General features: G+C 60.3%; 12 protein-coding genes. 1 reads left to right on the top strand and 11 read right to left on the bottom strand.

Annotation, left to right across the window (positions count from 1 at the left end; translation table 11 throughout):
• Window positions 1-256: 256 nt before the first annotated feature.
• The 6 genes from BKY27_RS04275 to BKY27_RS04250 all read right to left on the bottom strand — a co-directional run bounded on the left by BKY27_RS04275 (window position 257) and on the right by BKY27_RS04250 (window position 7,601).
• A complete protein-coding gene (locus BKY27_RS04275) occupies window positions 257-2,095 on the bottom strand; it encodes a TniQ family protein (RefSeq protein WP_084667848.1) in 1,839 nt (612 codons plus the stop codon).
• Window positions 2,096-2,097: 2 nt separating this feature from the next.
• Window positions 2,098-3,105, bottom strand: a complete 1,008-nt coding sequence (locus tag BKY27_RS04265) for an ATP-binding protein (RefSeq protein ID WP_071673194.1) — start codon at window positions 3,103-3,105, stop codon at window positions 2,098-2,100.
• Window positions 3,106-3,132: 27 nt separating this feature from the next.
• Entirely contained in the window at window positions 3,133-5,337 is a 2,205-nt protein-coding gene (locus tag BKY27_RS04260; RefSeq protein WP_071673193.1) for a DDE-type integrase/transposase/recombinase, read from the bottom strand.
• A 110-nt stretch (window positions 5,338-5,447) separates the two neighbouring features.
• On the bottom strand, window positions 5,448-6,215 hold the full coding sequence (locus BKY27_RS04255) for a pentatricopeptide repeat-containing protein (protein ID WP_071673192.1): 768 nt from the start codon (window positions 6,213-6,215) through the stop codon (window positions 5,448-5,450).
• Between the two features lie 512 nt (window positions 6,216-6,727).
• Complete coding sequence (locus BKY27_RS19890; RefSeq protein WP_146636166.1) at window positions 6,728-6,907, bottom strand: hypothetical protein; 180 nt, start codon at window positions 6,905-6,907, stop codon at window positions 6,728-6,730.
• Between the two features lie 49 nt (window positions 6,908-6,956).
• Window positions 6,957-7,601: a hypothetical protein gene (locus tag BKY27_RS04250; protein WP_071673191.1), complete on the bottom strand. Its 645-nt coding sequence runs from the start codon at window positions 7,599-7,601 to the stop codon at window positions 6,957-6,959.
• Between the two features lie 429 nt (window positions 7,602-8,030).
• Between BKY27_RS04250 and BKY27_RS04245 the strand changes: the two genes are divergently transcribed.
• Window positions 8,031-9,731 (top strand): N-6 DNA methylase, encoded by a 1,701-nt coding sequence (locus tag BKY27_RS04245; RefSeq protein ID WP_071673190.1) that lies wholly within the window; start codon window positions 8,031-8,033, stop codon window positions 9,729-9,731.
• Window positions 9,732-9,783: 52 nt separating this feature from the next.
• Here BKY27_RS04245 and BKY27_RS04240 read toward each other — a convergent pair whose 3' ends face one another.
• The 5 genes from BKY27_RS04240 to BKY27_RS04215 form a co-directional block, all read right to left on the bottom strand.
• On the bottom strand, window positions 9,784-10,218 hold the full coding sequence (locus tag BKY27_RS04240) for a tellurite resistance TerB family protein (protein WP_071673189.1): 435 nt from the start codon (window positions 10,216-10,218) through the stop codon (window positions 9,784-9,786).
• Window positions 10,219-10,244: 26 nt separating this feature from the next.
• The gene (locus BKY27_RS04235) at window positions 10,245-11,411 is read right to left on the bottom strand and encodes a TerD family protein (RefSeq protein ID WP_071673188.1); all 1,167 of its coding nucleotides are present in this window, start codon (window positions 11,409-11,411) and stop codon (window positions 10,245-10,247) included.
• A 41-nt stretch (window positions 11,412-11,452) separates the two neighbouring features.
• Entirely contained in the window at window positions 11,453-12,748 is a 1,296-nt protein-coding gene (locus tag BKY27_RS04230; RefSeq protein ID WP_071673187.1) for a TerD family protein, read from the bottom strand.
• Window positions 12,749-13,238: 490 nt separating this feature from the next.
• Window positions 13,239-13,817 carry a TerD family protein gene (locus BKY27_RS04220; RefSeq protein WP_071673185.1) on the bottom strand — a complete coding sequence of 193 codons (579 nt, stop codon included), beginning with the start codon at window positions 13,815-13,817 and terminating at the stop codon, window positions 13,239-13,241.
• A gap of 48 nt (window positions 13,818-13,865) precedes the next feature.
• On the bottom strand, window positions 13,866-14,441 hold the full coding sequence (locus tag BKY27_RS04215; protein ID WP_071673184.1) for a TerD family protein: 576 nt from the start codon (window positions 14,439-14,441) through the stop codon (window positions 13,866-13,868).
• Window positions 14,442-14,443: the final 2 nt, after the last annotated feature.

Raw genomic sequence — 14,443 nt, 5'->3', positions numbered from 1 at the left:
CTCCCCACAAACCAAAGAAGCCTCTGAATCGCAGATCACACGTCAGCTCGAAAGTGTGGGGGCGGCGAACCGCTTACGGTTGAAAATTCCCTGAATTTTCTGCCACCAAGCCTCAAGAAAATAAGGAAAATCTGACACCCCTTCGCAAAGAGGCTTCCACCACACCCCCTACATTTCTTCCACCAGAAATTAAGCGCGGGACAACAAAAAAGCCACCCATCCGGGTGGCTTCTGGTCGGAGTAGATCCGCTACGGTCTATGCCGCGAGGTCTGACTTACGATAGATGTTCGGGACCGCCGCCTGACGTGCCGGAAGGGGGTGTATACCCTTTTCGGACAGGATTGCCTTCATGGATTTGGGCGTCATGCCCTCGCTGGCCGCGAGTTCAACCAAGCCGATGTGGTTATCACGAAACGACTGGACTTCGGCTTCCCGGAACATCCGAACGCCGACACCCTTCGCGTTCGTCACGACATGCTTGGGGATATAGTCGTCCCCGTCGGGCGCCGTCATGTTCAGGACAGCCACAGCCGCCAGCGGAGAAAAGCCGATCACCTCCACCGCGCGTTCGAGGCTGATCAGACCGGACGCGGTCTGGTTGGCCATCGCGGTCGCCACCTCTGCCGGATCGACGAGGACCCCTTTGAATTTCAGGGCGGGATCCACGACCTCCACACGGGACAGACCGCCGGAGACCAGCGCGCCGACGATGTCGATAACAGGCCAGCGCGAGGTGACGGACGCCGTCAGGATGTCCTGCATACCGTCAGATGGCGCGGCGACTTGGGTAGCCTTGGACATGAGGTTCGTCAGAAAGCTTTCCGCGTGTTCAAGGGCGACACCCTTCAGAACCCCGGTCGCTTCGTCCAGATCCGAGATCCGGGGGATCATTCCGGTCCGCACCAACTGCTCGGCCTGGGTCCGGTTGCAGTTCAGGAACTTAGGGAGGGCGAGAACCGGGATGGCGGTTTCGATCCTTCGGGCCAGCGCCTCCGCGGCGACCGCATCAAAACTCCTGACCCCGAGGGAAACGTCCGGATCTCCCTCGGCAAGGCCCGTCAGCACGACGGCCCGGTTCAGCGTCTTGGGGTGCTGACCCGTTACCCGGGCGAGGCTGCCGACCGTGTGAACGCGCCGGACCGCGACGGGCTCGCCGAAAAGATCGTCACCGACCTCAAGGGGGAAACGATCCATGATGAAATCGCGAACCACATCACGGATCGGCCCCTTGGGCCGGGCGTTCTTGTTGAACTGGAGCCACTGATACAACCGCCCAAACACCTTCTGCGGCCCCCCTTTCAAACCATCTTCGACGAACTGGTCGAAAAGCGACTGCAGAGCTTCGCGAATACCCGCCTCACCACGCGCGGTGAACTCGAACCCGACGTGCCCGGCACGATGCCAGTCCGCGTCCGGCAGGGTGTTCAGGTTACAGTGGGCCCCCTCGGAGATGATTACCCCCAACATCTCGCAAGCGCGGGCGGCGAGATCGAGGGGTTGTTCATCCAACCATGCCGGCCCGGCCCGCCCGGCCAATCGATCCTCGACATAGGTTTGCAGATCGGACGGGGCGAAAGTGGCCGCAGCCTCGACGAGATCGTGCAGCTCGGCATCATCCGGTGCGACCTCGGACATGAGCTGGAAGCGTTCAGCATAGGACGCGTTCTGACGACGGATGAGGGCGATCCCGTGAACCGGGCAGGCCCGGACATGTTCGACCTGCCAAAGGACTCGTCCAACACGGGTGCCCCCCGACGGGCTGTTCTGGTGAGCATCTGCGAGCAGGCAGGCCGGGCAGAAGCTGGTCTTGTCCAGCTTCGCGAATTCGGCATGCACGACTTCCCCACAGAGGGACCGGGCCCGGTTGCCGAGCGAAACGAACGTCATGCGCGTCAAGGTCTCATGGGGCAGCCCCAACAGACCGGACAGGCGACACAGGGCTCCAGTGTCGGGGGCCATGGCGGCGGACCTCGGGAACTCGATCATGTCGAGGAACGCGTATACGTGCGCCCGCGCATGAAAGTGTGCCGCCCGTGAAAGGTAAGAGGTCAGGCTCTCACCGTCGATCACCGGCAGGATGGGATGAAGGGCCATGATCAGCCCCTCCCCTTCCTGGATTTCGCCGCCTTCTTGGGTGCGTATCCGGAATTTGCGGCCTCCTGCGCCTCTTCATCTTCGAGTACGAGCGAAGGCCAGTCGTTCATCGCGAACACGTTCAAGGCGACTTCACACCCCTCCAGCTGGCCCCACGCGATCTCGAAATGCTCGATCTTAAGGGCATCCGCCCCGTCTTCGAGGGCGCAGCGAATGGCGCGAATGATCGTCTCCATGCACCGACCGAAACGATAGCGGCTCCCGTGCATGAGGCGCATGATCGCATCCCCGCGCAGGTCGGTTTTCAGGCCGGCGCGCTCTGCGTAGCTGTTGATCAGGCCCGAGACCCGATCGTCATCCGCCCCGAATTTAAGCGGCTTCGGCCGGATCTTGCTGAACCGCCGATTAACCTGGGATTCGACCCCGGTTATCGCGGACAGGCGTTCGGTCCCGCTCAGGACGACAACCACCGCATGATCCCCCTGCATCAGGGTTTTCAACATGAGGAGCATGTTCTCCGTTTCCGTGGAGGTCGGCTTCTTGAACATGTCGTGCGCCTCATCCAGCCAGAGCAGCGAAATGCCCATCACCATGAGGCGGTGCCGGACCATATCCCAGATTTCGTACACCTTCGCCCGATCACTGACCTTGTCGACCCCCAGCTGGTTCAGGATGTCGCAACCGAGGCTGCGCAGCGTGGCGGGGTTCTTGACGATCACGGGCACCCAGCGCGGCAGCGTGGTTTCGGGGTTTTCCGCGAGGGCCTTGAAGCGCGTCAGGCCCCTGTGAATGGTCGTGGACTTCCCGCCACCGGAACCATCGATATAGATGATGCCGTGCGCCTCATTCCCGCGCGTGAACCGCATGGGCTCATGGGTGAGCTCATCATCTTCTCCCACCTTGAACAGGTGGGAGAGGTGCTCCTCGAACTCCTTGTCGTTTTCGGTGGTGACGTGCAGATCATTCAAGGCCTCGATGATCTGGCTGATCTCGTAGCGCGAATACTTCATCTTTCTTCTCCTATGCTTGAGGGGCGATCAGTCGCCGATGGTCCACTCGCCCTTCGCGGGGGCGACTTCCGGTGCCTTGTCGATGGCGGCCCGGGCTTTGGTCGGATTATCCGGTTCCTCGGGGACGACGGACATGCCGTAGCTGTCTGCAGCCTCGGTGGTGACAGGACGGTTAGGGACGATGTCGAAGGACACCACAGCCTCGTCCTCGACCTGACTGAACCGCTCGATCGTCCAGCCATGGTCGAGGACGTTGTAGGCTGCCTTGCGTGCAGCGGTCAGTGCCTCGATGGACCGGATGGCGCCGAAGATCGCCTCTTCCTCCCACGCTTTTCGCTTGGGGTCCTTGGCGCGGAGCGCCCGCCGGGCCGCGCTCCAGGTGCTGGCGTCAACGCCGTTGAACAAATCGGTGGTAGCGGGCACCTCGGTCCACTGACCGTCGAGCAGCACTTCGACAACGCCGAGGTCCTCGTCGAACCAGCGAACCTCCACGGCTTGCGATCCGTTCTTCAGAAACCACCGGGCAAGATCACCGGAGTGGTAGTTCACATTCAGTGCACGGATCCCATCCTTCTGAACGATGCGCTTCAACGACAGTCCAAAGGCGAGACGTTTCTGCCGCTGGGTAGGCGCGGAATGGAGCGGGTAATTCCCGTCCTTCATGTCCGCTTCCCATTGGGCGAGAGGCGTCCGCCCACCCAGCCCATCATGCGGCTGGTTGTGGTAGATATCGACAACCCAGCGGACAAGGGCGAACGCGAGATCCTCAAGGCTCAGACAGGCCCGTTTTTCGGCGGGGTGGTCTCCCCGCATGAGGGTGTTCCGGAATGTCTGCCCCGTCAGACGCGGCATCAATGAGTGCCCGAGCGTATTGTACAGGCTCTCGACGCGACCGCGCATTGCGGGGTCGCCAGCGATCGTCGCGACCTTCATAATCCCAGCGTCCGCGCATGCGGTAGTGAAGGCGACTGACTTGAAGGCGCTGCCATTGTCGACGGCGAGAACCTCAGGGGTTCCGAACATCGACCAAGGCGAGAGCGCCCCGACCGCATCGGAAAACGTTCCCTTGTCGCTCATCACCATCTTCAGGCACTTAATGGCCGCCGAGGATTTCGGGTTTGCGGTCAACACCATCCCGAGGATCAGCCGGGTCCGGCAGCAGATGGCGGTGACCAGCCACCAGCGTTTCGTGCGGTCCAGCAGTCCCAGTTCTTTAAGATCCTCCTCTTCAAAGAAGAGAAGGAGGCCGCTCTTGGTCAGAATGGTCAGGATGTCGATCTTCCATTCGTCCATCTCGACCCTTGCGAGGGGCCGAGCGACGTGAAGACCGGTCTTGACGGCCCTCATCTTCTTCATGGCCGTTTTCTGGCCATGCCGAGCAACGAGTTTGCGGAACTTGTCCATCGCGCCGATGAACGCGTACAGCGTCTTACGACTGGGACATTTCAGCGATGCTTTCCCCTCGTCAGTCCGGCGCTCGTTTGCGTCACGGAACGCGATCTGCATATCCTCGTACACCCGAGGCACGGTCTTGCGCTCGAGCGTCATGTAACTGTCGTTGACCACCCTCGCCATCAGGGAAACCTCCTCGAGGGCAAACTTGGTGTTCCTGTTTCCCTGATTGTGACGACTGTCGATCAGGCCCTTCTTCCCCTCGAGTTTGTACGCCTTGAGCCAGTTCCTGAGGGTCCGGGCGCTGACCGCTGTGGGGATGACGGAGTCCTTTTTCATCTTCGGCTTGCGGCCCTTCCCCTCTTTCCAGAGGCGAACCTGCTCAGCGTATTCAGGGTCCGGCAGTTCCTGTTCCAGGAAGTCCGCAGCGGCGTGGCAGACCTGCGCCATGCCGGCCGTGATCGCCGTGTCTGTGCCCTTGATAAGGCCAGCCTCACGGAGCGACAGAAAACCCTGAACCATCGCGTGACGGACCTCGACGTCGCGACGGTGTGCCGGAGACAATCCGGCGAGGCTCAACTGGTCCAGATCGTTGTCCGGGGCCTGACGGAGTTCCTTGGGCATCAGACCGAACGGGACAACTTTCACGGACCCGTCTGCGTTCATGCGGTTAAGGGTTCCGACGGGGAAAGTGACAACCTTTCCCGGGTCTTCGATCGCCGAGAACGTCACCTCTTCGGTGTTCTTATAGACGAAACGCCAGTCATCATCCCCGATCCGATAGCGATGGTGCATATCGAGGCTGAAGGTCGGGTAGGTCGTAAGGAAGTCTTTCGGCATGATGTCATGCTCCTATCTGGAGGGCGGAACGCCCGGATTCAGGTAAAGAGGGACCGTGCCCGCGCGTCGTCGACGCGCGGGGCGGAAGTGTTTTTCGAGGGGAAGCCGATTTAGGCGGCGCAGAATGCGACGGCGCCGTGACCCGGACCTTCAGGACTGAAGGGGTCGTTGGCGGCAATCAAGCCGGGATCCGGCCGGTCCGATGCCCGGCGCACGAGGGTCGTCGGCGTGATCGCTTCCGGCTTCAGCGTTTCCAGAACCCCTTCACGGAGCAGACGCAGAAGCGCCCGATATCCCCGCGCCTCAAGGCCCGTTTCGATCGTCAGGGCGCGCAGGCTCAAACCGCCACCGGCCGGCATCCCCGAAACGACCCGACGCGCCGCCGCCATGGCGTCCGGATCCGGGCTGTTCCGCATCACGGCGAACATCTGGGCGTTGTGGAGCGTCACACGGTTGATATCCGCATCGGTCAGGATGCGCACGTCATCTGCGAAACCCTTGTGCCGGACCCACCAGGCGACCTCCTGCATCTCTTTCAGGAAGCGCCCGGATTTCAGCCGGATTTCCGGCTTGACCGCGTAGGCGATGACCTGCCCATCCCGCATGGTGACGACCATGTCGAAGACGTGTTCGTCCGGCTTGTTCGGGTTCCAGCCGTAAAAGAACCGGACCTGTTCCTGGATGCTTGCGACGTCGCGCCGTGCGTTGAGAATAAGCTGGTGACGCATCTCAAGGAGGCTCTCGCCCTGGACGCGGATACCCTCATCGTCACCGAGGACTGCCCAGGTCGTGCAGTGTCCGGCGGAGGCCATCGGCACGTCCCTGACGGCTTGAGACTTGCGCGGCAACCGAATGCCGCAGGTTTCGTGAAAATTCATGGGTTTTCCCTCATCATCTGAATGGATGTCCCGGCCAGGAATTTGGCCTGGGAGTTCTCTGTGGCACTGGAGCAAATCGGTAGACCGGGGACCGGACTGCTGATCCGTCAGCGCGAGGGTCTCGACGGGCCTGCCCCCTAAGGAGAAGGCGGTGAGACGTTTCAGAACGAGCGGAGGGGAATCCTTGAATCTGGGAGCAAGTAGTGCTACCAGAACCTTAGCTAGAGGCGGGTTCCGATCCGTCGTCTTTAGAAGCACCTGGTCTGTTGGCGCAGATCAGGTGTTTTCGTTTATGCGGTCATCTGTTTCTCCTTTCTCAGAACTGCCCCACTCGGGGACTTTCTTTTTTCGAACGAGGGGGCCTCTATCAGACGCGCCACTCGATGAAAAGTTTTTTAATTATTTCAATGGCTTACGCGAAAATCTGTGTCTCTCACTTTTTCGCAAACCTGACTGGAGGCACCATATCTTGCGGTCCGGTTCCGCAATCGACACCGTCAGTAGTCTGAAGGTCACACCCCGTTACGAACACAGTTTCCGTTTTCCATCGTGCCGCGAGCACTGGCGATGTTGAATGTCGCAATGCTCGAACCCGACGCGGAGATGTGGGAAGCAAGGAACGCCGCAGTTCCCCATTCCGCAGGGCTTACCGATTCGCGGCCGCCAAGCTGTGCTGTCCTCTTGGTCATCATCCTACTCTCCTCTTTTCCTCTACGGCGTTCGGCTCCACTGCATCATCCCTCAGGCCTTAAAGATGCTGGTGAGCCTTCCCAGAAAGGTCTGTGTGTAACGGAAGGTGAACTGAGGCCTATCTTCCCTAAGCGTGCGAGGTCCGCCGAAGTCGACGATGAACATGTAGATGCCGTGCCGAAACTCGATGCGGGCTGTAATCGGCTCCCATGAAACCGTCGCCTCGAGCAAGAAAACTCCTTCGGACGCAGGACGGCTCTCCAGGTCCGGGAGCCGCTCAATGATCCCGGCGACAGACTGCCCGAAGGTTGATGCCATCGGCAGGAGATCACGCGGATAACGCTGTGACCACGTTCCTTCGAGGATACCTTTCGGTGTCAGAGCGGCCAGTTCATCCACAAACACAGGATCCGGGTACTCACGAACCATTTCTTCACGCAAGCACCTTCCCCCGGTAAGCGGGAGCGAACTGATCTCGTCCACCTCTTGCGCGGCCCCCCGGACCGCGCGGCGACCAGTCAACGCGAAGGCGAGGTGTGTGAGGTCCAGCGCGCTTACTGCACCGGCACCCCGGCCGCGCGGCAGGCGGGCACGCAGGCCGGCGGCTGCGAGCTCACGATCGATGACATCGACGGAGTTCGGCAGCGTGTCGAACAACTTCGCCAGGGCGGGGATGATATCAACGCGGGTGGCCATGGTCCGGCTCCTTGAAAAAAACGGTCATGAGACGACCGATTCGGTATCGTTAAAGAATATGTATAATGTATCGCTTTTATTCTCAATCACTCTTTTCCACTGATCCTGAACGCCGCGCACACAGCCTGCAGCGACGACGCGTAAAGGCACGTGAATTCTATTTAATGTATTGTTTTTATTAGTATTTATATACAACAAAGACCATGCCCGCCGAACAGTCAGATCGTAAGCTGAAGGGGGCCGCCGCGCCCTCTCATCAAATGTAAAATAAAAGTATATATTACTTTTTATTGACATGAGAAAAGGATTCACTGTAGTGCAATATCATCCCGGCCTGAAAGGTGGAGACCGACGGCGAACCAGACCTAACAGACTAAGCCCCAGCCCGTGACTGTTAGATGAAAAGTACCCCATACCTTTAAGGAAGTCATGGAAATCTTAAACGCCATAGAACGGACCGGAAGCGCTTCCTCATCCGCCGATGCCTTCATCGTCCTGATTGAGGCCGCCGGCGCGATGGGAGCGGGCGCCGCCAACGCTGGTCAGCGGGCGAGCCTGAACGAGGCCCGCAGCATCCCACCCTTAGAAGAGGCGGCAGCATCCCTGATAGCCAAGCCTCCAGCTGTCCGGTTCAACGAGGTATGTGAGTTTCTTGACCGAAACACGGACCCCGCCTTTGAGGGGATTTGGATGAGGGAATCCGCCTGCCATCAGATCCTCCACCTCATTCGCGGGTCTCCAGCCGTTCGATTTTCGTTCAGCGCAGCATTCCGTCCGTGTCTGGCCTTCGCCTTCGATGCCGCTTCGCGAGACGAAGTTGTCAGCGTGACCTTCGTGACACCGAATGCGGAAGTCGCGCGGCTGATGTCTGGCCTGGTTCATCTCCTTGATCTGTCCGGTTATATCAACGTCAAGGAAGGATGGCCTTGGGGCCATCCTGAACAGGTGAGCGTCGATGTCTTGTTTCCTCCGTTCGGGCTGGACATTCGAGATGATGAGACAATCCCGAAACCGGTGCTCGCGAGCGTCGGGGTCACGGATGCACAGGCCGTACGCCTGACAGCCGAGAACGTATCACTTGCCTACGCGCTGGAATGCCTGGCTGCGCGCACCCTACTGGCGACGACCGACAGTGAGTTGTTCCGGATGGTGGGGGTCGAACCGATTATTCGCCGCAACCTACTTGAGAGCGGTCGTTTGGTGGCGGTCATGGGTGTGCCGGGCGGGCTCGCTTTCTCCAACACCGCGGTCCGGACCAACATGATCGTTCTATCAGATCAGGACGAAAAGCACGAAACAGTCCGGTTCGTCGACCTTGGGCACGAAACTGCCGCCCAAAGGGGTCGGCGCGGACGGCTGGAAGTCAGTCCGGGGGTTGGCTGGTCTGACCTCCTGAAATCAGCACCCCGCGCCGACGAGGGCCTGACACGGGACGTCACGCACGAAGAAATCGTGGCGAACAATACCGTTCTTCTTCCGGACCGATACCTCAATACCGGTCCACGGAAACGCATCAATCGGCTGCTCGAGAAATCAGAAGTCGTCACCCTTGCTGAAGCAGTAGATCTGATCCGCCCTGTAAGTCTGACAAAAGACGCGGCTGGCGACTATACGCTGCGAGAGAGCGCGCCTTCGGACATCAAAGACCGTGGCTTCGTTGGGGAGCCGTCCCGGACCGTAGGCGTCGACCGCGCGAAATACGTTAAGGCCTATAATCAGCAGCTCCGGCCCGGCGATCTCGTGATCGCCGTGAAAGGGAACGTCGGGACCATCGGCATGGTTCCGGATCTGGTTCCAGGTGACGGTGAGCAGGCGGTCTGGACAGCCGGTCAATCCATGATGATCCTTCGCCCCAAGAAGCAGTCCGGGATCAGCCAGCTCACCCTGTATGAATACTTGTCGAACACGACAGTTCAGGCGTTCATCCGATCTCTCGCAGGTGGTGCCGCGATCCAAAGCCTGGCGATCAAGGATCTGAAGAGCCTACCGGTCCCAGTTCCGGACCGTGAGACCGCTGCGCGGATCGAGGCGGGTTTTGCGGAGCGGATGGCGATTTTCGAACGGATCGATGAGCTAAAAAAACAACTTAAGGAGGTCCGCGACCGCGAGTGGCCCCACTCTTTCCTCTGAACTGGATTTTATGAAGGATTACTATACGCAGTGCTGGATTAAACAGAATCGATCAAAACCTTGCGTATAAGGCACGTGTAGATCGCTCAATCGCGGCAACGTAGAGCGGGTCAACCTGTAGATGACACGCTATCTCCTCCAGATACCGCAGTTCAGCCTGCTCCAGCTTCCCGTCTGCCGCCACAACGTCACACGCGATCGCGTACGCCGTTTCGCGTAATCTGGGGGGCAGTATAACTTTCAGAAACGTTAGGAAACGATCGATGCCATCCGGCATCAGTAATATCGCGTTCATGACAGCGCATACCTTTTTAACATCAGCTTCATTGTATTCGGCGAAAATGGGAAAATGGTCGATGACGCTCTCAATCGTCAATAGTTCCGAAGTCCTCACCACACCGTCGGACATCGAAGCTAAAATCATGACCCCCAAGAGACAATCATGGACACCCAACCCATACAGGTCTGTGTCGAACGAATCCGTCATTTTCTAGACCCTGACGTGATGCATTATCATTTACTACCAGCGGTCCACCGAAACCCCCAGCCGTAGCTGCTGTCCATCTCTTTATGACCTTTGTGGAACGTGACCTCTCGAGACACCCGCACCTGACCGTTGCTATTTTCCAAAGATGCTACCGCACACATGCCTCGTTTGTCACCAAACTCGTTCATCCGGACCTCGACCTCGGGCTGCCCCGGGACGATGATTTTGACGACCCCGTCCGTTTGTTGCCAGTTTGGCACGCCTTCGTAGATGAAAGCGTAAATCAGGATGCGATCGATATCGGCCCACTTATCGCCGTTTATCTCGAGCCACTCGCCGTCAGTCACAGCACCGGTCCGGTCATCACCCAGCAGCTTAACGAATGGGGGGGTTCCAAAACCGCCGAACGCGTTCCCGAGAGCCTGTACGACCGACCGGTTACCGTTCCTCATTTCGACGAACGCGCCGAGGTCGAGGTCGATATTCGAAGAGCCGAAGGAGAAGAGGCCGGTTTTCTGGGCCTTCTGATTCCAATTAAGGTTTACTCGGATCTTTCCGAAACGGCCGTCATCCTTCTGTAGGTTGACAGTGCTGTTTTGTTTGGTCAACGACACTTTTGACAGATTCACCGTCGAGGGCGGAGCAGCTGGGGCGGGTGCTGGCGAAGGGGAAGGCGCAGGTGTCGGTGCGGGTTCCGCGATCTCCACGCCCAGGTGGGTAGCCAAAGCGGCGAGCCCCCCGTTGAAGCCCTGCCCGACCACACGAATCTTCCAAGACCCGTTCCTCCGATAAACCTCGGCCAAGATGAGTGCGGTCTCCGTCCTACCGGAACAGGGAATCTTGCCAGTCAAGACGCCCACCTGAACCTCCATTTCAGAGAGCTGTCCGAAGGTTCCTCTGTTCTCATGAATCGTAGCCGTGAAAATCACCCTCTCCACTCCGGCCGGGATCCTACTAGGCGCAACCGTGAACCGGGTCTCTCCGCCGGAAGCACCCGCGAGCGCGACCGCGCCTCCGGCGACGGACGGCTGACCGTAGAAACACATGTCAGCGTCGGACCGGACCTTCCCGGTACCTGTTACCAGGAAAGTGGAGACGTCGATCTCCGCGCCCGGGATCATGCCGTGCCGGATCAGGACGGTAAGGTCACCCGAGGGGAGAGGGGCGTTCGCGCCCGGCGAAAGAACGGTCATGGTCTGATCTCCTGTCCTGTCATCTTACAGCTATTTTCTATTCACACGTTCGCGTATTTCCGGGTCCCAGCCCCGAGCATCCTGGCGAGCATCGTGCGCCCCTTCTTGAACACGGGCGCCCCGTCGAAAGTTACGTTAAGGTCGCTCCCGTTACGAGTGATCCAAGGGGTGTTCTCGCTACCCCGCGCTGAAGTGAGGCCGGACAGCTTCACGTCCAACTCGTCCCGGTCAACGAGGATCGTCGCGATCACGTAGGTGTAGACCCCTTTTGCGGCCTTACCGTCCGGGAAGCTGTACTCGCAGCGGATCACGTTTCCTCGGTACTCGACCGTCATCGTCGGCTTGAGGGAGGCGATCGAGACCGGACCGTTGGAGATCGCGCTGTAGATGGAGAAGACCAGCCCGACCGGACCGCCCAGCTTGTGGGAAATACCCGCGTCCACCTCGATGATCTCAGTGCCGGGCGCGTCACGTGTTGCGCTGCGAACATCCCCCATGTGGCGGGCGAAGGGGGAAGCGGTGAGCCCGCCCGGATGGGACGCGGCGAGCCAGTGCATCGACCCGTCCGGCATCAGGATCCCGGCGCGCAGGTCCAGGTCGTCGTTGTCGGACCGCCGGTCCCCGTTGTCGATCCAGGTCGCGGTCACCCGGACGACCCCGCCAGCGGACTTGTCGAGCGATATCCGCGAAGACGCCCCGCTCTTCGTCAGCGTCACCTTGGTCAGGGAGACCGGCTTCGGGGGCGGGGCCGCCTCCACCCTCGGGGCCGGGGCGGGCTCCGCCTTCGGGGGCGCGGGCGTCGGTTTCGGGGGCGGCGGAGCGGGCGCGGGCGCGGGCTCCGCGACCTCCACCCCGAGGTGCGGGGCGAGCTTAGCGAGCCCCCCGTTGAACCCTTGCCCCACCACCCGGACCTTCCAGGCCCCGTTCCGCTGATAGAGCTCCGCCAGGATCAGCGCCGTCTCCGTCATCCCCGCGCAGGGGATCCGGCCGCTGATCCCGCCCACCTCCAGCCCGATCTCCGGGACCCGGCTGAACGGGGCCCGGTTCTCGTGGATCGTCGCGGTGAACACCACCTTCTCCACCCCGGCGGGGATCCGGCCCGGGGCGACCGTGAACCGGGTCTCCCCGCCGGAGGTGCCCGCGAGCGCGACCGCGCCGCCCGCGACCGACGGCTGGCCGTAGAAGCACATGTCCGCGTCGGACCGGACCTTGCCGGTCCCAGTCACCAGGAAGGCGGACACGTCGATCTCGGCGCCCGGGATCACACCATGCCGGATCAGGACGCTCAGGTCACCAGAGGGGAGGGCGGCGTTCGCGCCGGGCGTGAGTTCGGACATGGGGCGGCTTTCGGTCAGAGCGCGGGCGGGGCCGCTGCGAACATCAGGAGGATCAACAGGCCGACCACTGCCGCCACAGCAACCCCGACCCAGATCGGAACACCGCGTATCTTCCGGCTCTGCCGCGACGCCTCGACGGCCTCATCGACGCAGGTCGGATCATCGCAGCACCAAACTTCGCGCTGTCGATAATAGCTCCGTCCGCCCGTGTTGAAAAGGGTCCGTATGACGGAGCGACGAGCGGACCGGCTCCCAACTACGGCGCCGATGATCGTGGCCCCAGACAAGGACGCCTTGGACTGGCCCGTCTCCACGAAGATGGCCTGACGCGTCATCTCGGGTTGGCGCGCTTGGGCCCCACAGAAGTGGCAGGTCCGTCTTGCATGCTGTCGGGCCATTTCGACCTCCTCTTACTCGTCTTTGCAGGAGCATCGTAGGTGGCGCTCAGGAATCGATGAGGCCGCCCGAGTAAGGACGGCCCGGTCGATTATTAGCCCATGTTGACACCATGGGAGGCCGCCAGTGAGCCGAGCCCACCCGCGAAGCCGGACCCGATCGCTTTCATCTTCCACTCGTCGTTGTGCCGGTAGATCTCGCCGAAGATCATCGCCGTCTCGGTCGAATAATCCTCCGAGAGATCATACTTCGCAAGTACCGATCCGCCGACCGAGTTCACGACGCGCATGAACGCGTTGGAGACCTGGCCAAAGTTCTGGTTCCGGCTCTCTGCCTCGTGGATCGTTACGGCGAAGACCAGCTTCTTCACCTCCGTCGGGACCTTGGACAGGTCGACCTTGACTTGTTCGTCATCCCCGTCCCCCTCGCCGGTCGTGTTGTCGCCGGTGTGTTGTACCGCCCCACCGGCGCCGGTCTTGTTATTGTAGAAGACAAAGTCCGTGTCCGAGCGAACTTTCCCGTCCTCGCCGCATATGAAAACAGACGCGTCCAGGTCGAACGCGGCCCCGTCGGTGACGCGAGCGTCCCAGCCCAGGCCGACGGTGATCGCGGTGAGGCCCGGGGCCTCCTTGGTGAGGGAGACGTTACCCCCCTTGCTCAGTGAAACGGCCATTAGCAACCCCTTTCTATATTTTGAGTAAAGCTCAAATCGCGAACGCGATCAGATGTTGATACCATATTGATGGCACATCGCCTTCAGGCCACCTGCGTAACCTTGGCCTATCGCCTTAAACTTCCACTCACCATTGTGCCGATACACCTCACCAAACACCATTGCGGTCTCCGTCGAATAATCCTCCGAGAGGTCATATCGGACCACCTCGGCGCCGGTCGCCTCGTTCACAATTCGGATGAAAGCGTTGCTTACCTGGCCGAAGGACTGGCGTTTCTCCTCCGCCTTGTCGATCGTGACGGTGATGGCGATCCGCTGCACATCCGTCGGCACCATCGCAAGATCCACTTTGACCGACTCGTCGTCACCGTCCCCCTCACCAGTCCGGTTGTCCCCCGTATGAACTACCGAGCCGCAGCCGGACTGAAGCTGGTTATAGAAGATGAAATCCGCGTCAGAGCGGACCTTTCCGGACTCTGCAAGAAGGAACACTGAGGCATCGAGGTCGAAATCTTGACCGTCAGTTGCGCGTGCGTCCCAGCCGAGGCCGATCAGAATATTTTTAAGACCGGGATCTGTCTTCGAGAGTGAGAGGTTTTGACCCTTAGAGAGCGAGAGTGCCATCT

Origin of the sequence: Nioella nitratireducens (assembly GCF_001879715.1) — a bacterium.
Taxonomy (GTDB): domain Bacteria; phylum Pseudomonadota; class Alphaproteobacteria; order Rhodobacterales; family Rhodobacteraceae; genus Nioella; species Nioella nitratireducens.
This window is presented reverse-complemented; position numbering and strand designations above follow the sequence as displayed.

Coding starts and splice junctions, on each gene's coding strand:
- BKY27_RS04275 (WP_084667848.1), bottom strand. CDS start 2,095: ATGGCCCTTCATCCCATCCTGCCGGTGATCGACGGTGAGAGCCTGACC.
- BKY27_RS04265 (WP_071673194.1), bottom strand. CDS start 3,105: ATGAAGTATTCGCGCTACGAGATCAGCCAGATCATCGAGGCCTTGAAT.
- BKY27_RS04260 (WP_071673193.1), bottom strand. CDS start 5,337: ATGCCGAAAGACTTCCTTACGACCTACCCGACCTTCAGCCTCGATATG.
- BKY27_RS04255 (WP_071673192.1), bottom strand. CDS start 6,215: ATGAATTTTCACGAAACCTGCGGCATTCGGTTGCCGCGCAAGTCTCAA.
- BKY27_RS19890 (WP_146636166.1), bottom strand. CDS start 6,907: ATGATGACCAAGAGGACAGCACAGCTTGGCGGCCGCGAATCGGTAAGC.
- BKY27_RS04250 (WP_071673191.1), bottom strand. CDS start 7,601: ATGGCCACCCGCGTTGATATCATCCCCGCCCTGGCGAAGTTGTTCGAC.
- BKY27_RS04245 (WP_071673190.1), top strand. CDS start 8,031: ATGGAAATCTTAAACGCCATAGAACGGACCGGAAGCGCTTCCTCATCC.
- BKY27_RS04240 (WP_071673189.1), bottom strand. CDS start 10,218: ATGACGGATTCGTTCGACACAGACCTGTATGGGTTGGGTGTCCATGAT.
- BKY27_RS04235 (WP_071673188.1), bottom strand. CDS start 11,411: ATGACCGTTCTTTCGCCGGGCGCGAACGCCCCTCTCCCCTCGGGTGAC.
- BKY27_RS04230 (WP_071673187.1), bottom strand. CDS start 12,748: ATGTCCGAACTCACGCCCGGCGCGAACGCCGCCCTCCCCTCTGGTGAC.
- BKY27_RS04220 (WP_071673185.1), bottom strand. CDS start 13,817: ATGGCCGTTTCACTGAGCAAGGGGGGTAACGTCTCCCTCACCAAGGAG.
- BKY27_RS04215 (WP_071673184.1), bottom strand. CDS start 14,441: ATGGCACTCTCGCTCTCTAAGGGTCAAAACCTCTCACTCTCGAAGACA.